Raw genomic sequence first — 26057 nt, forward strand, 5'->3', positions numbered from 1 at the left:
AGAAACCTTCCTTCCGCCGCCCGGCGCTTCGCTGGGCCGCGGCGCTTGGCGCCACGGTTCCGGCCCGCCGCCGCATGGACGGGATCACCGTCAGGCCGCGAGAGGCGCGGCCCAAACCGACGGAGACCATCATGAACCTGACCCTTCCCATCGACGACGCTTTCGAGCCCCACCACACGTCTTCTCCGACCGACCGCTTCATCTACGAGATGCAGATCTACGGCCATCGCCCCTTCCAGGACGAACCGGATCCGCGACCGCTGCCGGAAGAGCCGGTCGTCCAGTCGGCGCTGACCGCGATGTTCGACGCCATGTTCGAGATGCTCGGCGACACGCGACTGGAACCCGATCTCGAAGACTTGCTGTGGGCGACCGTCAACCTCTTTCACCGCGCCGGCGAGCGCATCCAGCGCGAGCTTCAGCGCAACGAGGATGCCCAGCGGACGGGCCAGCGCGAGCAGGACGGCTCGGAGGTGAAAAGCGTCGAGCTTGAACGCTATGTCACCGAAGGCATCACGCTCCTCGAACGCCGCAACGCCTTCGAGTTCATGCGCGACTATGCAGCCGATCTCTTCGAGACTGGGACCGGCTCGGCATGGCGACCGCGCACCGGCTCCAAGGTCAACCACGCCAACATGACCGCGGCGATGATCGACTCCAGAGATTTCCTCTCTGCCCGCCGGCACGCCGAAAACACGGTGCTGATCCCGGCCGGCACGAAGATCGCCTTTGGTGGCGGCATGGACTACAACGATCACGGCCGGATCTGGGCCGCGCTCGACAAGGCCCATGCCAAGCACGCCGACATGATCCTGCTGCACGGCGGTTCGCCGAAGGGGGCCGAACGTATCGCCTCCTGCTGGGCGCAGGCCCGGAAGGTCACCCAGATCGCCTTCAAGCCAGACTGGAACAAGCACGCCAAGGCCGCCCCATTCCGGCGCAACGACGAGATGCTTTCGGTTTTGCCATCAGGTGTCATCATCTTCCCCGGTTCCGGCATCACCGGCAACCTTCGCGACAAGGCCCGTCGGTTGGGCATCAATGTGTGGGAACTCAAAGGAGACGGCGCGTGAGCGCCGTTTTCTTGCTAATCTGGAAAATCTGGATATTATGGAGATCAATGAAGGAGCAAGGTTATGCGGCAGTTCACAACAGGCGATCTCAACAAGCAGGTAGGCGACGTCACCGACGCCGCTGCACGCGAACCTGTCGTGCTCACCAAGCACCGGAAACCCCGCTTTGTCTTGATGAGCTATGAGCACTACGAGCGCATGCGCTCCGGTGGTGACCCGCGCCAAGCCTATCACGTTTCCGAGATGCCGCAGGAGCACCGCGGGCTTTTCCTGGCCGAGATAGACCGGCTGGCGCGTGGCGAGGGCTACGACGATGAGCCGTGAGTTCCTGCCTGGTCACGTGATCGACTACCCTTATCTTTGGGCGTGGCAACAAGAGCGCGGCGAGACCGAAGGCCGGAAGCTCCGGCCGACCTGCGTCGTCGTCGCGGTCAGTGGCGCGAATGACGGCCGCACCCATCTCGCACTGCTGGCGATCACGACCCAGCCGCCGCAGGCCGATCGTATCGCCTTGGAAGTTTCCGATATCGAGTGTCGGCGAGCGGGTCTCAGCGACCTCGAGCGTTGCTGGATCGTCGTCGACGAATATAATTACGATGTCGCCGAAAGGTCTTGGTACATAGAGCCAGACGGAAAAGCACTCGGCCGCTTCAGCAAAGCCTTCATGATGAGGATCGCCGCAGCCTTCGGGGAGGCGTTGCGCAAAACGGGTCGCCGGGTCAATCGGACGGAGTAGGCCGGCGCTGGTCAAGCGCCATCTCTTTTCCACTAAGGCTAAGCTTGTACTTCTTGCAAATGTGTACACATTTCCAACTCAAGCGGAGCCTCGTCATGCCTCAGTCCCGACAACAGACATCTTCTACCCGCCGGGTCGGCGTGCGGGAGTTTCGCGGCAAGGCCTGTCGCCTTGGCATCCCGGTTTGGCGCTTCGGAGACGCCGGCGCGTGAGCGCCGTCGTCTTTTCGAGTTGCCATCTCGGCCTCGCCTTGGATTGCGATTATTTATTCATCGCATCCTTGAGCGCCTTCGCCGGGGTGAAGGCCAGCTTTTTCTGCGCGGCGACCTTGATCGTCGCCCCGGTCGCAGGATTGCGCGCTTCGCGCTCCGGCGTATCCTTTACTTTGAACTTCCCGAAGCCCGGAATAGACGTTTCCGCACCCGATGTCGCGGCGGCCGTGATGGCGGAAAATACCGCTTCGACGACAGCCTTGCCCTGGGCCTTGGTCAGGCTGTGTTCGGCGGCGATCTTGTCTGCGATTTCGTTGGTCGTGGTCATATGTTCCCTTTCTGTCGGAACCGAAACCCTTTCCATCGGGATGGCGCGCTGTCACGGGGTTCCAGCCTCATTCGCAGCTGCTTTGAGCACCTTTCCACAATTTCCAGCCGTCATGTCGTCGCTGGCGGGTGCGGGCGGGTGTCAAGTGCAAACGTTTCCTGAAGCTTCAGCGAATAGCTGCCGGCTGCCTGGCTTGCGACGAAGATCAGATTCCAGCTATGGGTGGACACCGCGCTCGGGATCGCGACGAACCGGTGTTGCCTCAGAAGGTCATCTCCGAACGCCTGCTGTCCTGCGCTCGGAATGCGCGGATGCAGCCAGTTCGGATTAGGAACGCTTGCCGGGTTGACGACATGGACCTCGGTGATATCCGTGATGACGGCCGCCGTGAGGATATGTGGAACCGTGTCGAGGGTGCGAAACCCTTTGTGGACCGCGACTTCCAGGATGGCGGTCGAAGGGTCGATGGAGCAATAGACTGCGCGCACGCCCTTGCTGTTCCAGCGACCGCCCACACGATAGGCGCCTTCGCCGCTATCCCAGGTAGGGGCATAGGCGGTGTGGTCGAGCCGCCATGCGATCAGCTCGGAGCCCCCGAGGGCAATCGGTAGAGGCGTCATGCATAGACGCCATATTCAAGCCGTTCCAGATAGTCCTCGACCAGTTCGACGCCGGCAGGCGTCCCGAGCAGGTCGATCGGGCGGCGCTGATCGAGCCCGATCGCGGGACGCTCCAGCCACTGCTCGGCTTCCGCCTGCGTTCCCAGGACATCCGTCGCTTTCGCCAGGATCTCGGCGAACTTCCACGCCCGGCCGCTCTGCTCCTGACTCAACGGTTTGGACGGCGCATCCTTACGGCGCTGCCATGTCCTGAGGCTCATGCCGACAGCCTTCTCCAGCGACTCGTTTTTCCCGATAACAACGAGGTTGCCGACAAGATAGTCGAGCGCGGAGGCGGGCAACCCACCGAGCAACAGCTCGTGAGCGTCGAGCGCGCTCGTCAGCCGGCGCGACAACACGCGCGTGCCGCCGAGCAGCTCTACGACCTTTTGTAATTCCGTGCCGTTCGCTTCCGGAAGCGCTCTTTCCGCTGCAAGTGCCATGAAGCGTCTCCTGCGTCATCTGTCGCTATCTATATGACAGTTGACGCGGTGAGTTTCAATGAGGGATTTGAAGAGCGGCGGTCACAAACTCATTCTGCGCTTCGCCCGACTTTGCGCCTTCGCCCCGGTTTTTCGAGAGCAGAAGCTCTGCCTCTTTTCGATCATTGTCGAGTTTCAACGCGCGGGCACGCTCCTTCGCTTCTTCCGTGCGTGCTTTGATCCAGTCTTCAGTCTTCGGCAAGATGCCGAAGCCGACGGCCACCCACAAGGCCGAGGATGGCAAGACCGATAAACTCCATCTGTGACGGCGTGCCGTTACAGTCTTTCCGCCTTACAGTCCCCTTGCGCATCGCCAGGAGGAGGTTGCCGGCCCGACTTCGTCGCTGCTGGTGGCGGCGACGGTGCCGGGGCTGATCAGGATTGAGGTCTGACACGGGCGTTTTTGGACGGGTGCGCATGGGGCGGCCGGCTGGGTTGTCGCTTCGGGGAGATCGACGGCAGGGTACTGGCTCGAGACGGAGACGAGGTTGCCGACGGCTCCGAACGAGTGCGGCGGCAGCTTCAGGGCATTCCGCGTGGGCCATGGGCGAGGGCCAGCCCGGCGATCTTACGGAGGGCAGAAGGCTGGAGCGAGCGGCACGCCTCGACCTGCTCTTGTGGCAGGAGCGAACGACCGGCCATTTGCCCGGATACCGGCAAGCTTCAGGGACGTGGGCCCCTGCCACCGGGCAGCGATCGGATGGCCATGCACATCGTGTCTCCTGCCTGCCGTTGCCCGTCGACCAATCCCTGTTCATGTCGCCTTTGTAGACGACCCCCGGCCTAGTCGGTCAACCCCGCAAGGGGGTTCACCCTCGCCTGCGCTCGGTGACCGCGTCCGAGTGCCGCCTTCATCGGCGCCATCGGGAATGGTCCCGATGCAACGAAGGAGACATGAGCATGGCCACCACTATCGCAACCCTGACGCAGAAGACCGACGGCAGTCTGGAGGGCGTCTTTGCCACCATTCGGGTCAATGCCCCGATCGCCATCGTCCCGAACGCCCAGAAGGCAAGCGAGGATGCGCCCGACTTCCGCATCATCCATCGCCGCACCGGCTTCGAGATCGGCGCGGGCTGGAACCGTATCGCCCGCCAGACCGGCGAGGAATACCTCTCGGTGAAGCTGGAAGCGCCGGAGATCGGCGTGATCTTCGGCAACCTCGCCCAGGCACCCGGCGGCGACCCGAACCGCAAGGTGATCCTCTGGAACAATCCAGCCTGACCGTCGCCATCCGGCCCCGCCCAAACGGGGCCGGATCTCCGGATTTACCCCGAAAGGATCTTGCTATGAGCCGTTACACGATCACCGTCACCAATCTTGCCAATCAAGATGCCGATCCACTCGCCGTCATCGGCTACGACCGCCCTCTCCAGACCTATTTCCTGCAAGCCTTCCCAGATGAGGAAGGCGAAGATCTTGCTCTCTGGCTCGGCACAGACTACCGCGCCTTCGAAACCCTATCGTCGCTTCGGTCCGCGGCGATGGCAGACGGTTACGACTTTATGCCGTTGTCGTCCCAGACCGTGCAGCATCTCATCGATGACCACGCTCGCGAAGCCACGCGCATACTATCCGATGAGATAGCCGACCAATTCCTGAATGGCCCGCCTTCCTCTCGTTGATCGCCGGCGATCGTCAGATTTCCGCTATGCGCGGTCTCTCGGAGGCCGGGCATAGCGTGCCGTTCGAGACGTCGAACTTGCTTCCGGTCGCGATCCGTCTACCGCGTCCAATCCTCGATCCGTAGGCCCGCGACCCGATTGAACTCACCAACGTTATTGGTGACCAGTATCAGCCCGCGAGCCTTTGCCTGCCCTGCGATCAGCACGTCGTAAGGGCCGATCGGCGTGCCCTTCGCGGCGAGTGCCGATCGGATCTCACCGGCGACGAAGGCATCGTTCCGGTCGAAATCGAGAATGGAAAAATCGGCCAGAAACAGCCGCAGGGTTTCGAGGTTGTGTTCGATCCGCGCGCTCTTGTGAGCCCCATAATAAAGCTCGTGAACGACGATCGTCGACAAGGCGATGCTGCCTTGTTCGCTCTCGAAAATCCGCGTTGTGAGCCTGTCGGATTTACGGCCGATCAGCGCGATCACCGCATTCGTATCCAGCAGATGAGAAATCACCGGAACACCGTATCAAGATCTGGCCGATCTTGCGGCTGGGGCTGGTCGCGGCCGCTCGACAGGAAGTCGTCGCTCATCCCGCGCGCCAACGCCGCCTTGAGCGACCCCCACGCCTCGTCGTGCCCGACATGCGGGCGCAGCACTAGGGCGTCGCCCTCCTGGATGACCTCGACGCGATCGACGTTGAAGCGGAACTCCTTGGGAAGGCGGACCGCCTGCGAGTTGCCGGATTGGAATACTTTTGCGAAATGGGGCATGATCGCTTCCTTATGGGTGTATATACGGTTTAGTATATACGAGTATGACGCACTCAACACAAGGGAGGGCGCAACCGGCTACCGCCGGTCGGGCTCTATTTCGCAGGCCTTGCCTGATCCACGGAGCCTGCTGCCGCAGTCTTCGCGCCTTGCGGCGTGACGATCCCTTGCGCTTCGCCTGTGGCGACGTTGCGGACATAACCGCGGCGCAGCTTGCGGTTGGCGAGACGTCGACGGCCTCAATGGCCGTATCGAAAAGTTCGATCTTCTGCCGACCCGTCGTTCCGATCCTGCTCCAGCGACGGACCAGAGCGCTGCCGCCGAGCAACGTCGGTTCGAGCGAACGGCAATAAAAGCGCGCCATGTTCCGGGCGCGGTCGATCCTGTAAAGCAGCGTCAGTTCGATGTCGTCATCCATGACAGCATCATCGATCCTGTCGCCGCGGGCGTCCAACGAGTTTGCTGAATCAATCATAGCGGATCGATTCACGTTCGTGATGGGTGTTCAAAAGCTCTACTTGAGGTGCGATCCAGGCGAGGTTTGCGACCGATCGGGCAAATGTCTTTTCGACTGGTTTGCGAGGCGGTCGTTTGAGCGGGTGCGCATGGGGCGGCCGGCTGGGGTTGTCGCTTGGAGCGACCGGATAGCAAGCGCGGATCTATCGGGTGCCGCCGGTGGAAGCCAATGCGCAAACGCATCGATAGGAGATGCCCATCGCCTTTGTATTTGGTGCCACACGAGAACTGGGTCTGTCTGCTCAGAAGCGCCAAGTCTGTCATGACGGGCCGGCGCGCGTCAAAACCGCGTGGTACCCCCAATTTTCAGCCCGCGCCCTCGCGGGCGCCGTCAGAAAATCGGCTCCCCCACGCGCCAGCCAGCTGGCCGCTGAAGCGGGTTTTGACCCACACCGGCCCGTCATGACCGCCAGCGTCATCTTTCACGTCAACATGGAGATGACGACGATGACGAACAACGACTACTTCAAGATTGCCTGCACCATCGAAGAGCTGCGGGCCGAGGCCAAGGCAGCGCCGAGCATCGCGGAGCGCCGGGAAATCGAGGCCGAGCTGGAAGCACTGCGGGCCGAACTCGTAGAATATGCCAACGAGCAGGAGCTGCCGTGAGGCAGCTCTTCCGCATTTGACGTGGAGGGAGCCGAACCGGATTGACCGGACCGGCTCCCTGTCGAACTTTCCCCTCGACGCTCCCCAACTGGCTGAATGCCGGATACGGCGCGCCCACGCCGCCGGGCGCCGAGGATCCGTTCGAGCGCTATCGCCGCTCCGACCTATAGATGTATTGTGCAACTCGCTTTCGGTGCATTGGGCGGTTAAACTCACCGTCGGGCAACCAAACAACGCCGGCGATCAGGAGAATTCATGTCTGTAATCGAGAAAGCTGCAACCTCGACAACCGCGATACAGGATCATGCCGGTGTGTGGCGCTGGAGGTGCTCCAATGCGGTTTCAACGGCCGCATCGTGAATGGCTATGGGATTTATTCCGATCCTTCGGATCGTGATCTTCTTGAAGCGCGCAAGGCGATCGACGCCGCATTGCTGGACATGACCGCAACAAAATGGCCGACCGAGGCTGAATACGATCTCGCCGAGCAGGCCTGACCGTCACGGTTGGAGTTTGACAAACCGATTGGCGTTCGCTGACGCATCCATGTCTTTCCGCCGGAAGTAGATCGCCCGCCCGCAGCGGATCGGGCTGTACCCCTGCACGATGATGATCTGCTCATCCTTGCGCATCGATTGGGTGATCTCATGCGGCATGATCAGTGGCCGCCGCTGGAAATTGACGCTCTCCGACTTCCGCGATGCGCTGTTCTTTGTATCCAAGCCGATGTTGCGAGAGCTTCCCTTCACCTCCACCGTCATCTCGCCGCATTGCGTCGAGACGTTTCGGGCGGTGTCGAGCGCCTTGATTGCCGCATAGGAGGCGAAGGCGCACCCGTCGATCCACGATGTTGCACCATCTTTCCCGAAGTGCCGCTCCAACTGACCGACCGACTGGTACATCAACATCATTGAGATCCCATACTTGCGGCCGCGATCGCGCGCCTCCTCCAGAACGCGCATGTAGCCGAGCAGATCGACCTCATCGAGCATGAACAGCGTCCGGCGAGTGAATGCGCCGTCCGCTTGAACCATCGCATTGATCAGCGCGCCTATGATGACCCGGGCGATGCCGGGATAGAACCGCAGGATCGAGGCCGGAATATTCAAAAACACATCCCTTCGTCCGCTGACGATATCGCTGGATCTGAAAGCATTGCCGCAGACGAGAGCGGCATAGCTGTCGAGTGACAGCCATTGCGTGTCCTTCGACGCCGTCGAATAGACGCCGGAGAAGGTTTGCTCGGTCATGTTGGTGAAGACGCCGAGCGTTTCGCGGATGAAGGCCGACCCCGAATTCTCCTGAATGTCGCGCAGCATCGCCAGCACCGACGGCTCGGGCTCGGACACGATCTGGCGCAGGCTGCGCAGGTTTCGCCTTCCTGCGTATTCTGGCGACAGCATGACGTGTGCGAGCAGTCCGGTTAGAAGATTGTGCGCCTGGCTCTGGAAGTATGAGCCGGTCGAGCTTTCGAAGCGCACGCTCTCCGAGAGAAGCATGTGGGCGATCCCGACAATATCCTCCTCCTTATGTTTCGACGTTTGGATTCCGTCGAGTACGTTGAAGCCCATGATCGGGTTGGTCGGATCGAGTACCATCACCTCTCGCTTCAAAACGCGCGTGCGGTGTTCGACGACCATCGGCGCGACCTCCGTGGATGGGTCGAGGCAAATCAGCGGCCCGGTATAGCGCAGCGCCGTTGGCACGACGTTGCTGGTGGTTTTGTAGCCACCCGATCCGGCAAAGAAGAGCATATGGGTGGAATCGAAATCCTGCCCGTAGGTGAGCAGTGGAGCCTTGCCGCCTTGGCCCCAAGTCGAGCTATCATTCGGATCGAAGGGCAACTCATGGACGATTTCCTTGTCGACGCGATAGCGCTCGCCGACGACAATCTCACCATTTGGTGGAAACAATTTTCCCGCCGCCAACATCGAAAGCCAGTCCGCGTCGCCGAAGGTCGCGCGCCGCGCCCGTTTGATCTGCTCGGGCACGACGGTAGAGATACGGGCCGCGACGGCTACGGCCATGAAGCCGCATAACGCCCCGATCACGACAATCATGTCGAGATAGAAGAGGGCGTTGTCCCATGTGACCATACCGCGCTCAACGGGTGGAGCGAGGCGTCCATATTCTCTCAGTCCATAGAAGCCAGCCACCCCTAAAAAGCACAACAGGCTTGTCATGGCGATTGGCCGCCGATGATGCAGAGGCAAGGCCCAAACGGTCAAGAGCCCGGCGAGTGGTCCGAACAAGAGCGCGGGCATGGGAGCAGTGCGCAGGAACCAGTACTCCGTTTTGCCCGACATGCCGACGGCCAGTCCCATCCACCGCCAATCGGCGATGTAAACCGTGATTGCGGTGACGGTGATCGGCACGAGGATAAGCAACAGGCTTGGATGCGTTTTTCGCTTCAGTGCCATTCCATCATCTCCTCGGCGCGCGAGACCTCGACACTCAGCGAAGAGGCCTTGAAGGCCTCTTCGCCGATATCGCGCAGCCGCCGGTGCTCCAGCGAGCCCGCTGCCACTCTTGCCAGTTCGAGCAGGCTGCCGAGCAGGAATGCCCGGTCGGCCTTCGACAAGCCCGCTTTGACGACGATACCGCCGAGCAGGAATTTTTCGCGGGCCTCCTGTTTTCGGTCAGCCGTCATTTGAAACCGTCTTCGGCGTTCCAGCCGCGCTATCCGTTGATCGACGCGCCGGAACAGGTGCGCCTCCAGACCCTGTCTTCTCTCGGCTGCGAAATCGCGCGGCGATCTCTTCGAAGATCCGATCCACCTCCTCGTCCGCGATCTCCATCTCCGCCAGCCCCGATTTCGTGGCGGCCCTGGCGAAGCGCTCTGCGGATTTAACTATCAGAAAACGTCTGCGCTCTCGAAGCTTCTCGATCTGGGCATCGAGATCGGAAAGCGATGATTTGGCCGCCATTGATGAATTCTCCCTCCAGCGAGCTGACGTCTATCCAGCAATTATACTAACTAGAATAGAATAGTTAAATAGGCTATTTTGCAATCAACCAAAAACGTCGCAGCCGGAAGTCCGGCCGAAGGCCATGTTCCGGAAAAGCGGCATCGGCCCTCCGGTCCGATCGGTTTGAGGGCGCAATATACGTCGCTGGCGCGACGTGCTTGGAAGATCGGGAGACGGCAGTGGCGATCATGTTCGTCAGAGCGCAGGTGATCAGTAGGGGAGCGGGACGCAGCATCGTCTCTGCCGCCGCCTATCGCCATCGCGCCCGGATGATGGACGAGCAGGCTGGGACGTCGTTCAGTTATCGCGGCGGGTCGAGAGAACTGGTGCATGAAGAGTTGGCCCTGCCCGATCAGATTCCGGCCTGGCTGAAGGCTGCCGTTGAAGGCAGGAGCGTGGCCGGGGCCAGCGAGGCGCTTTGGAATGCGGCCGATGTTTTCGAGAAGCGTGCTGACGCGCAGCTTGCCCGGGAGCTGATCATCGCGCTACCGGAAGAGCTGACGCGGGTGGAGAACATCGCCCTGGTGCGCGAGTTCGTTCGGGACAATCTGACCTCGAACGGCATGGTTGCCGACTGGGTCTATCACGATAGGCAAGGCAATCCGCATATCCATCTGATGATGACGCTTCGCCCCCTGACCGAGGATGGTTTCGGGCCGAAGAAGGTTGCTGTTCTTGGCGAGGACGACGAGCCCTTGCGCGTCGTGACGCCGGATCGGCCAAACGGCAAGATCGTCTACAAGCTGTGGGCCGGCGATAAGGAGACCGTGAAGGCATGGAAGATCGCCTGGGCGGACACTGCGAACCGGCATCTGGCGCTTGCCGGCCATGACATCCGTGTCGACGGCCGCTCCTATGCCGAACAGGGCCTCGATGGTATTGCCCAAAAACATCTCGGGCCGGAGAAGGCGTCACTCGCCCGAAGAGGCGTTGAGATGTATTTCGCGCCGGCCGATCTTGCCCGCCGGCAGGATATGGCTGACCGGCTGCTCGCCGATCCGGAGCTTCTGCTGAAGCAGCTTGGCAATGAGCGCTCCACATTCGATGAGAAGGATATTGCCAAAGCGCTGCATCGCTATGTCGACGATCCCATCGACTTTACCAATATCAGGGCGCGTCTGATGGCCTCGGACGATCTTGTCCTTCTGAAGTCACAGCAGGTCGAAGCCGAAACCGGCAAGGTATCGGAACCGGCGATCTTCGCCACGCGCGAGATCCTTCGGATCGAATACGACATGGCAGAATCGGCGAGCGTTCTTGCCGATCGCACCGGCTTCGGTGTCACCGCCTCTCGGGTGGCAGACGCGATCAAAAATGTCGAGACCAAGGATTCGGAAAGGTCGTTCCAGCTCGATCCGGAGCAGGTCGATGCTATCAGGCATGTCACCGGCGACAGTGGCATTGCCGCCGTCGTCGGGCTTGCCGGTGCCGGCAAGTCGACCCTGCTTGCCGCAGCAAGAGTTGCCTGGGAAAGCGACGGTCGGCGTGTGGTTGGCGCAGCACTTGCCGGCAAGGCGGCCGAGGGCTTGGAGGACAGTTCCGGGATAAGATCCCGGACGCTCGCCTCCTGGGAACTGGCATGGGCCAACGGGCGCGATTTGCTCGAACGCGGCAACGTGCTTGTCATCGACGAGGCCGGTATGGTCTCGTCACAGCAGATGGGCCGCGTGCTGAAGATCGCCGAAGATGCGGGGGCGAAAGTCGTCCTGGTCGGTGATGCGATGCAGCTGCAGCCGATCCAAGCTGGCGCGGCGTTCCGGGCGATCAGCGACCGCGTTGGCTTTGCCGAACTCGCCGGCGTGCGCCGACAGCGTGAGGAGTGGGCGCGTGAGGCCTCGCGTCTCTTCGCTCGTGGTCATGTCGAAGAGGGGCTTGATGCCTATGCGCAGCATGGCCGCCTTGTTGAATCGGAGACGCGCGAGGAAATCGTCAAACGTATCGTTGCCGATTGGACCGATGCCCGGCGTGACCTTCTGCGGAACTCCGCCGAAGGCGAGGACGCGCGGCGTCTTCGTGGTGATGAGTTACTTGTTCTGGCCCACACCAATGACGATGTGAAGCGTCTCAACGAATCTCTGCGCAACGTCATGATGCAGGAGGGTGCGCTTACCGATACGCGCGCATTCCGGACTGCGCGTGGGCTTCGCGAGTTCGCCGTCGGCGATCGGATCATCTTTCTCGAAAACGCTCGTTTCCTCGAACCGCGTGCGCGGCATCTCGGTCCTCAATATGTAAAGAACGGTATGCTCGGCACGGTCGTTTCAACCGGTGACAAACGGGGAGGCACGCTGCTGGCCGTCCGTCTCGACAATGGCCGTGACGTCGTCATCAGCGAGGACAGCTATCGCAATATCGATCACGGTTATGCGGCGACCATCCACAAGTCTCAAGGGTCCACCGTCGACCGGACCTTCGTACTCGCCACCGCCATGATGGACCAGCATCTGACCTATGTGTCGATGACGCGCCATCGCGACCGCGCCGACCTCTATGCCGCAAGCGAAGATTTCGAGGCGAAGCCGGAATGGGGACGGAAGCCGCGGATCGACCATGCCGCTGGCGTTACCGGTGAGCTCGTGGAAACCGGGCTGGCGAAGTTCCGGCCCAGTGACGAAGACGCGGATGAAAGCCCCTATGCCGACGTGAAGACCGATGATGGCGCCGTTCATCGTCTTTGGGGCGTGAGCCTGCCGAAGGCGCTGGAAGAGGGCGGCGTCTGGGAAGGTGATACGGTGGTCCTGCGCAAGGACGGCGTCGAACAGGTCACGGTGACCGTGCCCGTTATCGACGAGAAAACGGGAAAAAAGAGTTTCGAGGAACGGACGGTCGATCGCAATGTCTGGACCGCCAGGCAGGTCGAATCCGCAGAAGATCGCCAAGGGCGCATCGGGCGGGAGAGCCATCGCCCGGAATTGTTCAAGCAGCTTGTGGAGCGCCTGTCGCGATCCGACGCCAAGACGACGACGCTCGATTTTGAAAGCGAGGAGGGCTATCGGGCGCATGCGAAAGATTTTGCGCGGCGGCGCGGCATCGACACGCTCGCCGGGGTCGTAGCCGGGATGGAGGATGGCGTTTCGGGACGGCTGGCGTGGATTGCGGAAAAGCGCGAGCAGGTGGCGAAGCTTTGGGAGCGGGCGAGCGATGCGCTCGGCTTCGCGATCGAGCGTGAGCGCCACGTCTCGTATCACGAGGAGCTGAATGAATCGCGCGCCGCGGATATCGCGATTGGCGGAAAGCATCTGATCCCGTCCACCACGATCTTTGCCCGCAGCGTCGATGAGGATGCGCGCCGGGCGCAGCTCGCCTCCGAACGGTGGACGGAGCGGGAAGCGATCCTTCGTCCGGTGCTCGAGAAAATCTATCGCGATCCGGACCATGCGCTTGATCGCCTGAATGCGCTGGCATCGGATGCGACGATCGAGCCGCGCAGACTTGCTGGCGATCTTTCCGCCAGGCCAGGCAAACTCGGCCGGCTGCGCGGTTCCGACCTTCTGGTCGACGGTCGTGCCGATCGTGACGAACGCAATGCTGCCACAGCCGCGCTGTCGGAATTGCTACCACTCGTACGCGCCCATGCAACCGAGTTCCGCCGGCAGGCCGAGCGCTTCGGCATCCGGGAGGAGCAGCGCCGCGCGCATATGTCCTTGTCAGTCCCAGCGCTCTCGAAGCCGGCGATGGCGCGTCTGGTGGAAATCGAGGCAATCCGGAACCGGGGCGGGGATGATGCCTATAAGACCGCCTTCACCTATGCCGCCGAGGATCGTCTGCTGGTGCAGGAGGTCAAAGCCGTCAACGATGCCTTGACCGCCCGCTTCGGCTGGAGCGCTTTTACGGTGAAGGCGGATGCGGTTGCCGAGCGCAACATGGCCGAACGCATGCCGGATGATCTTGCTCCCGAGCGTCGCAATCAGCTCACGCGCCTGTTCACCGTCATCAGGCGCTTTGCCGAGGAACAGCATCTGACCGAGAAACAGGATCGCTCCAAGATTGTTGCCGGCGCCAGCGTCGAAGGCGGAAAGGAGACCGTGCCCGTGTTGCCGATGCTCGCCGCCGTGACCGAGTTCAAAACACCGGCGGAAGACGAGGCGCGAACACGGGCGCTCGCCGTTGCGCACTATCGCCATCGTCGCATGGCGCTCGTTGAAATGGCGAAGCGTATCTGGCGTGATCCGGCCGGCACGGTTGGCAAGATCGAGGATCTTGTCGTGAAAGGCTTTGCCGGTGAACGGATTGCGACGGCGGTCGGCAATGACGCCGCCGCCTATGGTGCGCTGCGTGGCTCTGATCGCATCGTGGATCGTCTGCTCGCCGTCGGCCGGGAGCGAAAGGAAGCGCTCCAGGCCCTGCCGGAAGCTGCAGACCGGGTGCGTTCGCTTGGTGCGTCCTATGTCAGCGCCCTCGAATCGGAAATGCGGGCCATCACCGAAGAGCGCCGGCGCATGGCGGTCGCCGTCCCCGGCCTGTCGCAAGCGGCAGAGGAGGCTCTGAGGAGGCTGGCTGCTAACATGAGAAAGCAGGCGAAGGAAAAGAGCGCCAAGGTCGATGGTGCCGGGCGCTCGCTGGAACCGAACATCAGGCAGGAGTTCGCCGCCGTTAGCAGGGCGCTCGACGAGCGATTCGGCCACAATGCGATCCTTCGTGGAGAGGCGGACGTCGTCAATCGCGTATCGCCGGCACAGCGTCGCGCTTTTGAGGCAATGCGGGAGCGCCTGCAGGCTTTGCAGCAAACGGTTCGCACGCAGAGTGGCCAGGAGGTCATTTTGGAACCCCAGCGCCGCGCCATCGATCGCGCCCGCGGTGTCAGCCGATAGCCATTTGGAGAAACGAAAGGAAAAGGATGTGGCAAACCAAGAAACCTCATACGACGTGATCGTCCGCGTCGAGATCGTCAACCAGGCGCGCGCCATCGTCACTGCCCGCGTCTACGAACTCGAGGACGCGGATCCAAGTGTGGCCGAGGCGCTGCGCCGGTGGCGCAGCCTTGTCAGGCAGATCGCCGAAACTGTGGCGCAAAAGTCGGCTTCGAAAGCGGTTTGTCGGGAAAAAGTATCGATCCAGCATCCAAAATGCAGCAAGCGGCGGACCATGTAATTGTGTGGCAATTGTTGACCACGAGTGTCCAGTCATCGCCATGACCGGAGCCAACGAGACATATGCCCAGCAATTCGCATTCACATCGTCGATTTTTCAACAAGACGCTTTTCAACCGTCCGTTCAGGGCGTTGCCCCTGGGGGGTATTGCCTTACTGATAACGGCAACCGTTTCCGGATGCGCTGCCGTCCCGCTCAAGGAGGCGGGAACGCTCGCCTCCTACAAGAACCTCGGTCCGTCGAAGGGAACGCTCGCCAGGAAACGGCTCTATGTCGACGGACAGCAGCTGGCACGGGCCAAGACCGTTGCCATCGTCCCGACGGTCTTTTCCTTTGGCGCTGCGTCCAAGATCAAGTCTGAAGCCGACCGCTCTCTGGTTTCCAATGCTCTGGACCGGGCGCTATGCGTGGCACTGAGTGACAAATACCAGATGGTCCCGGCCGGCCAGCCGGCAGATCTGACCGTTCGTTCGGTTGTTTCCGACATCGTTCCAACCAACAAGGCCGTTGCCGGGGTCGCGACCGTTGTCAGCGTCGGTTCGGGCTTTGCCCTGCCTGTAAGTGTCCCGCGCCTGCCCTTCGGCCTCGGCGGCCTTGCGATCGAAGCCGAAGCGCTCGACGCCACGGGAATGCAAAATGCCGCAATGCTTTGGGCGCGGGGCGCAAACTCCATTCAGGATAATCCTCGCGTTTCCGAGGTTGGGGATGCCTATGGTCTCGCCGCGAAATTTGCCAATGACTTCTCACGGGTGCTGATCGCCGGAAAGGAACCGAAGGGGTTGAACCTTTCGCTTCCGTCGAGACAACGCGCTCGCTCCTGGCTCGGCGGAAAGCCGAAATATGCTGCCTGTGATGCCTTCGGCCGCGCACCCGGGCTGATTGGCGTACTTGCTTCGAAGTATGGCGCTCCGCCGCAGTGGACGGAAAAGAAGCCAAAACCTCCAATGACGCATTGACGGCGGGCAGTCCAGGCGTCGTTAAGCCACTCCGCGAAGGTTTTTCACAGGAGTCGGAGAAATCGGCCAGCCCCGCTGGCCGAGGACGGGCAGAGACAGTGCCGGAACCCCGCGGTATTGCTCTGCCCACCTGCTTTTCGCCTGCAGGGAGCGTCAGGTCCTGGCGATCTCGCCCACGGCGATTTGCCTCCGTTGATAAGTGACCGATCCACTCCTGACGCAACATTCTTTCCTTTGGGTAGAGACGCTGTATTCTGATGTCGCCAGACACACTTCGATTTGAGGAAGAGTATGCCTGTCGATCATCTTGAAATTCGCACGAAGACAAAAGCTCGCCTGGTCGGTTCGCTCGGCGACACGAAGTGTCGGACCATGGCAGGCCGGAACGGTTGGCACCATTTGAGGCGCATGGCGCTCAGCGTGATCATTGCTGCCACACCCTCTTTGAGCTCGCCGGCATCCGCCGCCAATGTTCTCGAACGGGCAATCGAGGCCGCGCAGCCTTGCAAGCCTTTGAAGGTCAGGCAGGCGGTTTTGGGCGTGAAAGTCGAATTGGGCATCGACAAGCTCGACTTCGTCAAAATCGACACGATCGAGATCAAAGTGGACGGGGATTTGGCCGAGGCAAGCGCACTCGGCACGCTCGCTTGCAAGACGTCGGACGATGCCCCTCTCAAGGGCGGCTTCTCAGCAAAGGCTCGTATTCACCTGCAGGCAAATCTCGCCACCTGCATCATGAACGCAAGTTCGATCGATATCATCGAGGCAAAGGGAGAGTTTGGCGACGTTGTCACAACATTTGAACCCGAGATTTCGGCCGCTCTTCGCAAGGGCGTGGAGAAGGCACTGAAGAAGCTCTGCGCGAGCTGAAATCGGAGGGGATAGGTGTAACGAGGTGATCGGTCCGCAGGCAGGCGGCTTGCCCATGCGGGTCGGCGCTTCATGGACACGGCGTCGTCAACGGAGATAGTGGATGTGCGGCCGGGCGTGATAGGGCGAGGCTTCGACGCGCGCATCCACCGCGAAAACGTTTCTGAGGACCTCTTCCGTCAATACGTCCGCCGGTGCGCCGGAGGCAACGATCTTGCCGCTTTGCATAACGATCAGCTCGTCGCAAAACATGGCCGCATGGTTGAGGTCGTGCAGCGCAATGATGCTGGTGACCGGCAGGTTGGAAACGAGCCGCATGAGGCCGATCTGATGCTGGATATCGAGATGGTTGGTCGGTTCATCGAGGATCAGTTCTTTCGGTGACTGCGCCAGAGCTCTTGCGATGTGGGCGCGCTGCTTCTCCCCACCGGATAGACTCTGCCAGCGATCATGTCGTTTGCCGATCATGCCGGCCCGCTTCAACGCCTCCTCAACAGCCTGATCGTCGGCGAGCGTCCAGCCGGAAAACATCGAACGGTGCGGAAAGCGTCCGAGCTTGACGACATCCATGACCTTTAGATCAGCGTTTGTTGTCGAATTCTGTTCGACGAAGGCGACACGCTGAGCGATCGCGCGACGTCCGATGGTGCTTACGTCCTTCAAATCGAGCGAGATGCGCCCAGAATTGGGTCGCTTCAGGCCGGCGAGAAGCCGCAGCAGCGAAGTCTTTCCCGAGCCGTTCGGGCCAAGAAGGCCGAGCATCTTTCCCGGTGACGCTTCGAAGGAGACGCCATCAATTATGGTCTTCTTGCCAATTTTCCAGACGAGGTTTTCGGCTTTGATGCTCATGATGCGCGCTGGAACCGGTAGAGAATGACGGAGAAGAAGGGGACGCCAACCAGCGCCGTGACGACCCCGATCGGCAGGACCTGCTGCGGGATGAGCGCGCGCGAGGCGATGTCTGCAAGCACCAGGAAGATTGCGCCGACAATGGCGCAGGCTGGGAGAAGCCGGATATGGAGCGGTCCGACGACGAAGCGCGCCGCATGCGGCACGACAAGACCGACAAAGCCGATCGAGCCGACCATGCTGACGATCGTGGCCGTCATCATTGCGGTAAGCGCAAACAGCACGATGCGGACCCCACCGACGTTGACACCGAGAGATGCGGCCGCTTCGTCACCGAAGGCAAAAGCATCCAGAACCCTGGCATAGAACAGGCAGGCGACAAGCCCGAAGCCGACGATGCCAGAAACCAGCATGAACTCCGGCCAGCGCACGCCGCCGAAGCTGCCGAGCAGCCAGAACATGACGTCGCGGGCCTGCTGTGCATTTGCAGACGTCGTGACAACGTAGGAAGTGGCGGCGTTGAAGAGCTGCGAAGCGGCAACACCGGCGAGAATTGTCCTATCAGCGCCGCCGCGCGTACCGTTGGACAGCAGCGCCACGAAAAAAAACGCCGCAAATGCGCCGGCAAAAGCCCCGGCCGATAACGAAACCGCACCTGCACCAACACCGAGAATGACGATGGCGACCGCGCCTGTGGACGCGCCGGCGGAGATGCCAAGCACATAGGGCTCGGCCAGCGGGTTGCGAAGCAGCGACTGCATGATCGCACCCGACAGAGCCAGTCCCGCGCCACAGAAAGCGGCTACGAGCGCGCGGCTGAGACGATAATCCCAGATCACGGTCTCGTGGATGCGGTTGAGTTCCACCGCCGTCCATCCGAGCCTGTTGGTAACGGCGGCAAACGTCGTGGCAAGCGGGATTGGCAGGTCGCCGATCCCGACACTGATGCCGACGACCAAGCCGACCGCCACAAGAGAGGCCAGCAGGACGAGACCGAAGGAGGCAGCCTGCTGGAGGGCGCGGTTCGAGGCGGTCACTTGATCAGGCCGAGCGCTTTCAGTTGTTCGGCCACCTGTTCCGCGCCATAGATCGTGCGGATCGTCGGGTTCATGGCCTGGCCGTCCATGACGACGATTGCCTTGTTTTTGACCGCTGGCATCTGGCTGACGGCTGGGTCGCTGTTTAAGAACTTGATCTTGGCCTCCGGCTTGTCGAGTTCCCAGCGGTTGCGGTCGAGATTGGCTACGACGATGACGTCCGGGTTGGCGGCTATGATGCTTTCCCAACCGAGCGTCGGCCATTCGGCCTCTGCGGTGATGGCGTTTTTGCCGCCGAGGAGATCGGCGATGAAACCGGATGCGGCGTTTTTGCCGCCGAGATAGGCGTCTGCGGAAGGCGACTGACTGGAGAACCAAAAGACGTAGGAAAGCTGCTTGCCATCCTTGGAGGCGTTGGCGCGCAATGCCGCTTCACGCTTCTTGAAGTCGGCGATCAGCGCCTGGCCACGATCGGCGACATCGAAAATCTGCGAAAGCTCGTCAATCTCCTTGTACAGCAGATCCATGTTCCAGAGTTGGTCGCGGCTGCCATACTGGTCCTTGACCTTTTCGGTGCTGAGGCAAGTGCTGGGCGAAATGTAGCTTGGTACGCCGACCTTGTCGAAGTCCTCGCGCTTGGCGACCTTGCTTGTCGGCCCGATCAGGCTCGGCAAGGCTGCTGCCACGAAATCCGGGTTCTGAGCCAGAATCGACTCGAAGGTCGGAAACTCAACAGACAGAAGCTTGACCTTTGCATTGGCTTCGGCGAGCTGCGGCAGAACCTTGCTCGGCCAGAATGCCGTGCCGGCCATTTTGTCTTCCAGACCGAGAAGCAGCATGATCTCCGCGCTGTTCTGGCCAAGTCCGATGGCTCGCGCCGGAGCCCTGGCGACGGTGACCTTCGCGCCGCAATTGTCGAGCGTCAGCGGATACTTGGTCGGCGCGGACAATGCCGGCGTCGCGATCAGGCCGAGTACGGCGACGAGTCCGGGAACCGTAAGGGACTTGAAAACTTTCATGAAAACTTCCTGTTCTTCGAGTCCCCAACATGGGAATTCTAAGGGCGCCGGCGGTATAACCTGTTTGCCCAAGAAAAAACAAGAGTAACGTAGTCACCTTTGATAATGGTGGATACTGGCTCCAACGCGGAGAGTTGTGCAAAAGTTGCAAGATAGCTCGGTTAGCTATTTTAGACGGTCAAAGTCCAGTACATCTCGCACCTGCTTTCGTAGCCAGATAGATGCACCTTCCCTATCCTTCATTTTATGCCAATAGGCGTAGATATCCATGCGCGGAGAAGGGATCGGCGGCTCGTAGAAGTCGATTGGAAGATAGCGCGCCATGACGCGGGCAAAATGAATTGGGAGATTGCCGATCAGATCGCTTGACGCAATGGCAAGCGCAACCGCCTGAAATTGTGAAACGGTCATTGCAATTTCTCTTCGAAGGCCGATTTTTTCGAGCCCTGGATCTACAGTTCCACGCTTGGTTCCATCGGCCGAATAAAGGATATGCGGAATGCGGCAAAACAGCTCCGCATCGATCGTTCCACCTTCTTTCAGACCTGATTGCACGATCACAGGATGGTCCTTTCGTGCCACACAGACGAGGTACGATGTGAACAGTTTCTGTCGGCTGATCCATTCGGGCACATCAAGCGTTCTGTCGACGGCCAGATCGACTTTTCCGTCGCTGAGAAGGGTGCTGACCTGGCTGGCTGTACAATCGATCATTTGGAAGGTGACGCGAGGCGCCACCGGAGCGGCGTTGCGGGCAAGCTCAGGCATGAGCATCGTGGAAAAATAGTCCGAACCGCCTAGCATAAACGATGTAATAGATGTCGCCGGATCGAAGACCGATCCGGTCGTGAGCACTTCCTCGATCTTGGCCAAAGCATCGCGAAGGGGTGCCGCCAGTTCAAGGGCGCGGGATGTTGGTACCATGCGATTTCCATCGCGAACAAACAATTCGTCGCCGGTGAAATGGCGCAACCGTCCCAATGCGGAGCTGACGGCTGGTTGTGAGAGACCTATGCGCTCGCCGGCTTTGACCGTGCTCAATTCAAGCATCATTGCGTCGAAAACCCGCAGCAAATTTAGATCCAGTGCGGCGAAATTCATCTGACGAATAGCCTCAATTCAATCATCAAATTTAACACGGCACCTTGGTTGCCGTACAGCTTGTTCAAGCCGGGCTCGGCGATGCCATCGAGGAATTTGTACGATGAAAGGATGTCGCTGTGACAATTGCGCTAAAGCGTCCCTCAGACAAGCAATACGTTACATGGATGGGAACGAAATATGGGATCACGGTCGGGCAGCGCGAAAGTGCCGGACGGATGACTGTGTTCGAAAGCGTTGTGCCAGCCCATCAAGGGCCGCCGATCCATGTTCATCACAACGAAGATGAAGTGATCCATGTCATCGAGGAAACCTATGAGTTCTGGCTCGATGGTGAGATCACCAGGATTGCGCCCGGACATTCGATCTTTTTGCCTCGCGGCGTGCCACATTCGTTTCGCGTCGCAAGCGATCGGGATGGGCGTAACGTCACGATCCTGACGCCGGCCGGACTGGAGGATTTCTTTCTGGAGGCCGGCAACAGACAACTGCAAATCCCGACTGACATGCCTGCAGTCATGGAACTCGCGACCCGATTTGGTATCGAGTTCAAAGGGCCTGTCGATTGGGCTGATTAAGCTATGCCTGTTGAGTTCCGCAGCGCTCTGATCCCGATTCGCATTTGGCGCTGATCCATTCAGTCGCCGAAAACCCCTTGACGAATTTGCGATATCGACCGCGAAGCAGGATCACGACGAAATGCAAAACTGGGTGAAATCGTGACGCAAATGGACATCCTATCATCCAACGCGTCGCATGACGTTTGTTGGGCTGTGCGGTAGATCATGCCGATATTATCTGCCGGCCAGTGAACAAACCGGACGCGATCCGAAGCTTGGTTTGCCTCCTTCGGGCGGCTGAGCCATCTGGCCACCTTCATATTGCTCCGACCAATGGACGATGCGCGTCTTAGGTCGGGCGGCGTCAAGTGAATCCGGATTGTGCTGCGATGCCGCTCCGCAATAGCGGTTGCCTTCAAGGTGTCAGGACAGCCGCTCCGCTCAGGCGGCCGGCACGCAAATCGTCAAGCGCCGCATTGGCATCTGCAAGTCGATAGGTTTTGGTATGGGTGCGCACACCCGCCTGGCCGGCAACGGGGAAGAATTCCTCGGCGTCTTTCCGCGTCAGATTGGCGACTGAAACCACGCTTCGCTCGCCCCAGATCAGGGCATAGGGCATTGCGGGCAGATCACTCATGTGGATACCGCCGCAGACGACCCGGCCTCCCTTTCGCACCACCTTCAAAGCCGCCGGTACGAGTTCGCCAACCGGTGCAAAGATGATCGCCGCATCGAGCGCCACGGGCGGTCGCTCGTTCGAGCCTCCCGCCCAGACGGCGCCGAGACCGAGTGCGAAGCGTCGCGCCGCCTCGTCGCCGGAGCGCGAGAACGCAAAGACCTCGCGGCCCTGCCAGAGACAGATCTGCGCGATGATATGCGCGGCCGCACCGAACCCGTAAAGCCCGATCCTCTTGCCGTCCCCGGCCTTCTTCAGCGAACGCCAGCCGATCAGGCCGGCACAAAGGAGCGGGGCAAGGGCGACGGGATCGGCCTGGCTGTCGAGCACAAAGGCATAGTCGGCATTCGCAACGACATGGCTGGCAAAGCCTCCGTCGCGGGTATAGCCGGTAAATTGCGGCTCATCGCAAAGATTTTCCTCTCCGCTCCTGCAAAACGAGCAACAGCCGCAGGTATGACCGAGCCAGGGCACACCGACCCTTTGCCCCATGCGCGACGGCGCTACTCCTTCTCCGACAGCCTCGACGATGCCGACAATCTCATGGCCGGGAATGAGTGGCAGCTTCGGATTGGGAAGATCGCCGTCGCAGACATGAAGATCGGTCCTGCACACGGCGCAGGCTTCGACCCTCAGCATCAACTGTCCTTTTCCGGGCACGGGATCCGGCCGGTCGACTGGACGCAGGGGCATCCCGATTGCCTCGAGGATCATAGCTTTCATGACCTGCTCCTCATCTTCATGATGCCACGATCCGGAAATCGCGGCAAACCGGCATTGACGGTTGTCAAAGACGGCTCGCGCCCGCGCTTCTTCGCTTCTACGGAAATTATGTAAATTTCCCCTCACGGGAGCTGTTGATCCAGCTCAATGAGCCGAGCCGCGTGTCGTGATTGGCTTTGCAGGAGCAGGGAGGCCCAGAAATGGATCGTCGTCGCTGGCGACCGCACGCGCATCCTACCGCTTATGGGAGGAATGGGTTAACTTCCTGATCGGTATCTGGCTTATCGTTTCGCCATGGATGCTCCATGACGTTGAAAAGCCGCCCTTTGTTTGGAATGCATTGATCTGAGGCATTCTCCTCGTCGTCCTCGGCATATCGGTACGTCACGCCACGAAACCGTCCGAGCGCCACTGAGGAGCGGGCCGCGGCGAGTGGACCAGCCAATGATGACATCGCTGATGACAACGGAAGGATTCCAGCGCCTCAGCCTGGCGCTTGCGATCGGTATCCTGGTCGGCATCGAGCGCGGCTGGCAGGAGCGTAAGGCGGCAGCCGGTGAAAGGGTCGCAGGCATTCGCACCTACGGCCTCTCGAGTTTCCTCGGTGGCCTATGCGGCTTCCTTCAACCCGTAACAGGACCGATCCTGCCGACGACGATCTTTGTGTTCTTTTGCATTACAATTCTCGTTTTCAGCTCTATGCAGGTGGCGCGCGACAAGGATTACAGCGCCACCGCCGCCATTGCGGCAATAACCGTCTTCGTGCTTGGGTTCAGCGCCGTCGTTGCCGATATGACGACGACAGCTGCAGGTGCTGTTGCAATAACGGTGCTTCTGGCGGCGCGTGAACCGTTGCATGGGTTTCTTCGACGGCTGACCTGGCTCGAGCTCAGGGCCGCCTTGATCCTGCTGACAATGACGGTCGTCATCTTGCCCATCCTGCCCGACGAGCCGATCGATCCCTGGCAGGCGATCAATCCCTTCGAGCTCTGGATGATGACGATCCTTGTGGGCGCCGTTTCATTCGCTGGCTATATCCTGATCAGGATCGCCGGCGCCCGCGCCGGAATCCTGATGACCGGCGCAAGCGGCGGCATCGTTTCCTCGACGGCGTTGACGCTCTCGTTTGCCCGCCAGTCGATCCAGGTGCCTGCCCTCTCGTCCCTGCTTTCGGCCGGGGCGATGCTGGCTGGAGCGGTATCCCTTACCCGGGCGCTTCTGATCTGCGGCGTGATCGCGCCGGCGGTTCTGTGGGACCTCGCGCCATTGCTTGCACCAGCGGCTGCAGCCTTTGCTATAGGTGGCGGCCTGACCGGAGCGTTGCGGCGTCCGGAAGACAGTCCCGACTTCTCGCCGCGAAACCCGCTCGAGGTCATGGTCGCACTGCGTTTTGCTCTTGTTCTTGCTGTCGTGATAATCTTGACGCGGGCGACCCTGGTCGTCTTCGGAACCAGTTCGTTGCCCGTCCTCGCCTTCGTAACAGGACTGGGCGATCTCGACGCGATAACACTTTCGGTTGCGAAACTGACGCCGATCCAGCTCTCCGCGGATGCGGCTGCCCGTGCCATAGCGGTCGCGGCTTTCGCCAATCTTCTCGCAAAAGCTGTTCTTGCGGCAATCATGGGAAGCCTCGCCTACGCTGTTCGTCTGGCGATCGCAACTGTTGCTGCGGCTCTTGCCGGACTTGCGGGTTTCCTTATGACATAAGTGCTCGCCGAGGGCTGCTCCGAGAATTGAGATGCGGTCTGGTCATCGATGCCGCGAAGATGATGCGAGATGCCGAGCCGATGAGCCGCAAGCGTACCACCGGCTTGCGCCTCCGCCAGAACAGGCGGGCTGACTTGCCCGCCCCGTCATTCTCCATGCCGCGCAAAGCCTGACCTTGATTGCGGTCAAAGTCCGGAACGACGCTACCCGCCGCCCCTATCGTCGAGCTCCTCGAGTGCGGCGAGCAGGCGTCGCTGGATCTCTGCCTCCTGCCTGTTGATGGCGACGACAAGGCTGCGCATCGCGCCGCGCATACCGTGGAGCTGGTCGACGAGCTCCATGACGACGTCGACGCCGGCCTCGTTAACGCCCATTTGGCGTGTGAGGTCGAGGATCAGGCGGGCGCGGGCAAGATCGGCATCCCGAAACCGGCGCCGGCCTTCGGAAATATCAGGAGCCAGCCAGCCCTGCTCGACCCACAGGTCGAGTTCGGTCACGTCGATTTTGAGGTAGAGACGGAATTCGCGATCGTCCATGGTCAGGTCTCCATGTTCTTTCTCGGATCCTGTGTGTCGGCTGCCGCCCAGTCCTTGGCGAAGGCGGTCAGCTGTTCGTCGGGCTGTTCGGGCAGCATGATCTTCAGCGTCACATAGACGTCACCGGCGTCGCCGCCGCGTTTGGCAACGCCCTTGCCCTTGAGGCGCAGCACCTTGCCGCTGCTGGAATTTGCCGGCAGCGTCAGGTTGACCGGCCCCGAGGGCGTCGGCACGCGCACCTTTCCGCCGAGAACTGCTTCTCTCAACGTGATGGGCAGATCGAGGCGGATATCGTCACCGTCGCGGGTGAAGAAGCGGTGCGGGCGCACATGGATATCGATCAGCGCATCGCCGGCCAGCCCGCCGCCGAAGCCGGGTTCCCCCTTGCCGCGCAGGCGTAGCGTCTGGCCGTCGCGCGTGCCGGGCGGGATCTTGACGTCGAGCGCCGGCCCGTCCGACAGCTTCACCTGGGTTTGCGTGCCGTTCACGGCATCGAGGAAATCTACCTCCATCGAGAAACGCCGGTCCTGGCCCCGGGCGCGGAACTGGCCGCCCGCACTGCCGCCGCCGGCGCGGCGGGAGAAGAAGCTTGCGAACAGATCGTCGGCGTCTGCGAAATCGGCAAAGCCGGCGCTATTGTGATAGGTACCGCCTGGGTCGCTCGAGGAGGAATAGTCGCGATAATAGCTGCGGGGCGCCTGTTCGGCTCCCGTAATGTCGATCTCGCCACGATCGAAGCGGCTGCGCTTCTCCTCGTCGCTCAGGATTTCATAGGCGGCAGAAATCTCCTTGAACTTTGTCTCGGCCTTCTTGTCGCCGGGGTTCAGGTCGGGGTGGAGCTTCTTGGCAAGCTTGCGGAAGGCCCCCTGAATTTCCTTCTGGGTGGCATCCCGTTTCACGCCCAGAAGCTCGTATGGATCTTGGCTCATACATGTCTCCGTGCAAGGGCAGCGAATACTGCGG

General features: G+C 60.8%; 31 protein-coding genes. 14 read left to right on the plus strand and 17 right to left on the minus strand.

Features of this window, described 5'->3' with window-relative positions; all coding sequences use genetic code 11:
* Positions 1 to 131 precede the first annotated feature (131 nt).
* The 3 genes from H4W29_RS29595 (at position 132) to H4W29_RS29605 (ending at position 1809) form a co-directional block, all read left to right on the plus strand.
* Positions 132 to 1073 (plus strand): DUF2493 domain-containing protein, encoded by a 942-nt coding sequence (locus H4W29_RS29595; protein ID WP_192732325.1) that lies wholly within the window; start codon positions 132 to 134, stop codon positions 1071 to 1073.
* A 63-nt stretch (positions 1074 to 1136) separates the two neighbouring features.
* Positions 1137 to 1397, plus strand: a complete 261-nt coding sequence (locus H4W29_RS29600; protein ID WP_192732326.1) for a type II toxin-antitoxin system prevent-host-death family antitoxin — start codon at positions 1137 to 1139, stop codon at positions 1395 to 1397.
* Positions 1387 to 1809 carry a hypothetical protein gene (locus tag H4W29_RS29605; RefSeq protein WP_192732327.1) on the plus strand — a complete coding sequence of 141 codons (423 nt, stop codon included), beginning with the start codon at positions 1387 to 1389 and terminating at the stop codon, positions 1807 to 1809. The genes H4W29_RS29600 and H4W29_RS29605 overlap by 11 nt, the downstream gene beginning before the upstream one ends.
* A gap of 261 nt (positions 1810 to 2070) precedes the next feature.
* On the opposite strand, the gene H4W29_RS29610 is transcribed toward H4W29_RS29605, so the two are convergent.
* From H4W29_RS29610 to H4W29_RS29625, 4 genes are all read right to left on the minus strand, one after another.
* On the minus strand, positions 2071 to 2349 hold the full coding sequence (locus H4W29_RS29610; protein ID WP_192732328.1) for an HU family DNA-binding protein: 279 nt from the start codon (positions 2347 to 2349) through the stop codon (positions 2071 to 2073).
* A 110-nt stretch (positions 2350 to 2459) separates the two neighbouring features.
* Entirely contained in the window at positions 2460 to 2969 is a 510-nt protein-coding gene (locus tag H4W29_RS29615; protein WP_192732329.1) for an RES family NAD+ phosphorylase, read from the minus strand.
* Positions 2966 to 3451 (minus strand): type II RES/Xre toxin-antitoxin system antitoxin, encoded by a 486-nt coding sequence (parS, locus tag H4W29_RS29620; RefSeq protein ID WP_192732330.1) that lies wholly within the window; start codon positions 3449 to 3451, stop codon positions 2966 to 2968. Before parS ends, H4W29_RS29615 begins: the two co-directional genes overlap by 4 nt.
* A gap of 55 nt (positions 3452 to 3506) precedes the next feature.
* The gene (locus H4W29_RS29625) at positions 3507 to 3734 is read right to left on the minus strand and encodes a hypothetical protein (protein WP_192732331.1); all 228 of its coding nucleotides are present in this window, start codon (positions 3732 to 3734) and stop codon (positions 3507 to 3509) included.
* 656 nt (positions 3735 to 4390) lie between these two features.
* Here H4W29_RS29625 and H4W29_RS29630 point away from each other — a divergent pair.
* Both H4W29_RS29630 and H4W29_RS29635 read left to right on the plus strand, forming a co-directional pair.
* On the plus strand, positions 4391 to 4714 hold the full coding sequence (locus H4W29_RS29630) for a DUF736 domain-containing protein (RefSeq protein ID WP_192732332.1): 324 nt from the start codon (positions 4391 to 4393) through the stop codon (positions 4712 to 4714).
* A 65-nt stretch (positions 4715 to 4779) separates the two neighbouring features.
* Complete coding sequence (locus H4W29_RS29635) at positions 4780 to 5115, plus strand: hypothetical protein (protein ID WP_192732333.1); 336 nt, start codon at positions 4780 to 4782, stop codon at positions 5113 to 5115.
* Positions 5116 to 5213: 98 nt separating this feature from the next.
* Here the strand turns inward: H4W29_RS29635 and vapC are convergent, their stop codons facing one another.
* From vapC to H4W29_RS29650, 3 genes are read right to left on the minus strand one after another with little or no spacing between them, the layout of a single operon-like run.
* The gene (vapC, locus tag H4W29_RS29640; RefSeq protein ID WP_192732334.1) at positions 5214 to 5618 is read right to left on the minus strand and encodes a type II toxin-antitoxin system tRNA(fMet)-specific endonuclease VapC; all 405 of its coding nucleotides are present in this window, start codon (positions 5616 to 5618) and stop codon (positions 5214 to 5216) included.
* On the minus strand, positions 5615 to 5875 hold the full coding sequence (locus tag H4W29_RS29645; protein ID WP_192732335.1) for an antitoxin: 261 nt from the start codon (positions 5873 to 5875) through the stop codon (positions 5615 to 5617). The genes vapC and H4W29_RS29645 overlap by 4 nt, the downstream gene beginning before the upstream one ends.
* A 10-nt stretch (positions 5876 to 5885) precedes the next feature.
* The gene (locus tag H4W29_RS29650; protein ID WP_312872451.1) at positions 5886 to 6350 is read right to left on the minus strand and encodes a WGR domain-containing protein; all 465 of its coding nucleotides are present in this window, start codon (positions 6348 to 6350) and stop codon (positions 5886 to 5888) included.
* Between the two features lie 233 nt (positions 6351 to 6583).
* Here H4W29_RS29650 and H4W29_RS29655 point away from each other — a divergent pair, with 233 nt between their 5' ends.
* Positions 6584 to 7000, plus strand: a complete 417-nt coding sequence (locus H4W29_RS29655) for a hypothetical protein (protein WP_192732878.1) — start codon at positions 6584 to 6586, stop codon at positions 6998 to 7000.
* A gap of 314 nt (positions 7001 to 7314) precedes the next feature.
* Positions 7315 to 7497 carry a hypothetical protein gene (locus H4W29_RS29660; RefSeq protein ID WP_246517507.1) on the plus strand — a complete coding sequence of 61 codons (183 nt, stop codon included), beginning with the start codon at positions 7315 to 7317 and terminating at the stop codon, positions 7495 to 7497.
* Positions 7498 to 7500: 3 nt separating this feature from the next.
* Here the strand turns inward: H4W29_RS29660 and traG are convergent, their stop codons facing one another.
* From traG to H4W29_RS29675, 3 genes are read right to left on the minus strand one after another with little or no spacing between them, the layout of a single operon-like run.
* Positions 7501 to 9420, minus strand: coding sequence for a Ti-type conjugative transfer system protein TraG (gene traG, locus H4W29_RS29665; protein ID WP_192732336.1), 1920 nt, complete (start codon positions 9418 to 9420; stop codon positions 7501 to 7503).
* Positions 9411 to 9650, minus strand: a complete 240-nt coding sequence (locus H4W29_RS29670) for a conjugal transfer protein TraD (protein WP_192732337.1) — start codon at positions 9648 to 9650, stop codon at positions 9411 to 9413. Before H4W29_RS29670 ends, traG begins: the two co-directional genes overlap by 10 nt.
* Positions 9640 to 9927 (minus strand): TraC family protein, encoded by a 288-nt coding sequence (locus H4W29_RS29675; protein WP_192732338.1) that lies wholly within the window; start codon positions 9925 to 9927, stop codon positions 9640 to 9642. The genes H4W29_RS29670 and H4W29_RS29675 overlap by 11 nt, the downstream gene beginning before the upstream one ends.
* Before the next feature lie 221 nt (positions 9928 to 10148).
* On the opposite strand from H4W29_RS29675, the gene traA reads away from it, so the two are divergent.
* The 4 genes from traA to H4W29_RS29695 all read left to right on the plus strand — a co-directional run bounded on the left by traA (position 10149) and on the right by H4W29_RS29695 (position 16886).
* Positions 10149 to 14780 (plus strand): Ti-type conjugative transfer relaxase TraA, encoded by a 4632-nt coding sequence (gene traA, locus H4W29_RS29680; protein ID WP_192732339.1) that lies wholly within the window; start codon positions 10149 to 10151, stop codon positions 14778 to 14780.
* Between the two features lie 28 nt (positions 14781 to 14808).
* Positions 14809 to 15060 (plus strand): hypothetical protein, encoded by a 252-nt coding sequence (locus H4W29_RS29685; protein WP_192732340.1) that lies wholly within the window; start codon positions 14809 to 14811, stop codon positions 15058 to 15060.
* A 62-nt stretch (positions 15061 to 15122) separates the two neighbouring features.
* Positions 15123 to 16016, plus strand: coding sequence for a DUF3313 domain-containing protein (locus tag H4W29_RS29690; RefSeq protein WP_192732341.1), 894 nt, complete (start codon positions 15123 to 15125; stop codon positions 16014 to 16016).
* Positions 16017 to 16388: 372 nt separating this feature from the next.
* A complete protein-coding gene (locus tag H4W29_RS29695) occupies positions 16389 to 16886 on the plus strand; it encodes a hypothetical protein (RefSeq protein WP_312872453.1) in 498 nt (165 codons plus the stop codon).
* 87 nt (positions 16887 to 16973) lie between these two features.
* Here H4W29_RS29695 and H4W29_RS29700 read toward each other — a convergent pair whose 3' ends face one another.
* The 4 genes from H4W29_RS29700 to H4W29_RS29715 form a co-directional block, all read right to left on the minus strand.
* Entirely contained in the window at positions 16974 to 17735 is a 762-nt protein-coding gene (locus tag H4W29_RS29700) for an ABC transporter ATP-binding protein (protein ID WP_192732343.1), read from the minus strand.
* On the minus strand, positions 17732 to 18721 hold the full coding sequence (locus H4W29_RS29705) for a FecCD family ABC transporter permease (RefSeq protein WP_210332462.1): 990 nt from the start codon (positions 18719 to 18721) through the stop codon (positions 17732 to 17734). Before H4W29_RS29705 ends, H4W29_RS29700 begins: the two co-directional genes overlap by 4 nt.
* A 47-nt stretch (positions 18722 to 18768) precedes the next feature.
* A complete protein-coding gene (locus H4W29_RS29710; protein ID WP_192732345.1) occupies positions 18769 to 19791 on the minus strand; it encodes an ABC transporter substrate-binding protein in 1023 nt (340 codons plus the stop codon).
* Positions 19792 to 19956: 165 nt separating this feature from the next.
* Positions 19957 to 20892: a LysR family transcriptional regulator gene (locus H4W29_RS29715; RefSeq protein ID WP_192732346.1), complete on the minus strand. Its 936-nt coding sequence runs from the start codon at positions 20890 to 20892 to the stop codon at positions 19957 to 19959.
* A 119-nt stretch (positions 20893 to 21011) separates the two neighbouring features.
* Here H4W29_RS29715 and H4W29_RS29720 point away from each other — a divergent pair, with 119 nt between their 5' ends.
* Complete coding sequence (locus H4W29_RS29720) at positions 21012 to 21470, plus strand: cupin domain-containing protein (RefSeq protein ID WP_312872454.1); 459 nt, start codon at positions 21012 to 21014, stop codon at positions 21468 to 21470.
* Positions 21471 to 21867: 397 nt separating this feature from the next.
* Here H4W29_RS29720 and H4W29_RS29725 read toward each other — a convergent pair whose 3' ends face one another.
* Positions 21868 to 22851, minus strand: coding sequence for a zinc-dependent alcohol dehydrogenase family protein (locus H4W29_RS29725; protein WP_192732347.1), 984 nt, complete (start codon positions 22849 to 22851; stop codon positions 21868 to 21870).
* A gap of 166 nt (positions 22852 to 23017) precedes the next feature.
* On the opposite strand from H4W29_RS29725, the gene H4W29_RS34720 reads away from it, so the two are divergent.
* Positions 23018 to 23200 carry an SPW repeat protein gene (locus H4W29_RS34720; RefSeq protein WP_192732348.1) on the plus strand — a complete coding sequence of 61 codons (183 nt, stop codon included), beginning with the start codon at positions 23018 to 23020 and terminating at the stop codon, positions 23198 to 23200.
* Positions 23201 to 23295: 95 nt separating this feature from the next.
* Positions 23296 to 24558, plus strand: coding sequence for an MgtC/SapB family protein (locus tag H4W29_RS29735; RefSeq protein WP_192732349.1), 1263 nt, complete (start codon positions 23296 to 23298; stop codon positions 24556 to 24558).
* A 203-nt stretch (positions 24559 to 24761) separates the two neighbouring features.
* Here H4W29_RS29735 and H4W29_RS29740 read toward each other — a convergent pair whose 3' ends face one another.
* Together H4W29_RS29740 and H4W29_RS29745 are read right to left on the minus strand one after the other, a co-directional pair.
* Positions 24762 to 25094, minus strand: a complete 333-nt coding sequence (locus H4W29_RS29740; RefSeq protein WP_192732350.1) for a chaperone modulator CbpM — start codon at positions 25092 to 25094, stop codon at positions 24762 to 24764.
* A gap of 2 nt (positions 25095 to 25096) precedes the next feature.
* Positions 25097 to 26023 (minus strand): DnaJ C-terminal domain-containing protein, encoded by a 927-nt coding sequence (locus tag H4W29_RS29745; protein ID WP_192732351.1) that lies wholly within the window; start codon positions 26021 to 26023, stop codon positions 25097 to 25099.
* Between the last annotated feature and the right edge of the window lie 34 nt (positions 26024 to 26057).

Source organism: Rhizobium viscosum, from assembly GCF_014873945.1.
GTDB classification, from domain to species: domain Bacteria; phylum Pseudomonadota; class Alphaproteobacteria; order Rhizobiales; family Rhizobiaceae; genus Rhizobium; species Rhizobium viscosum.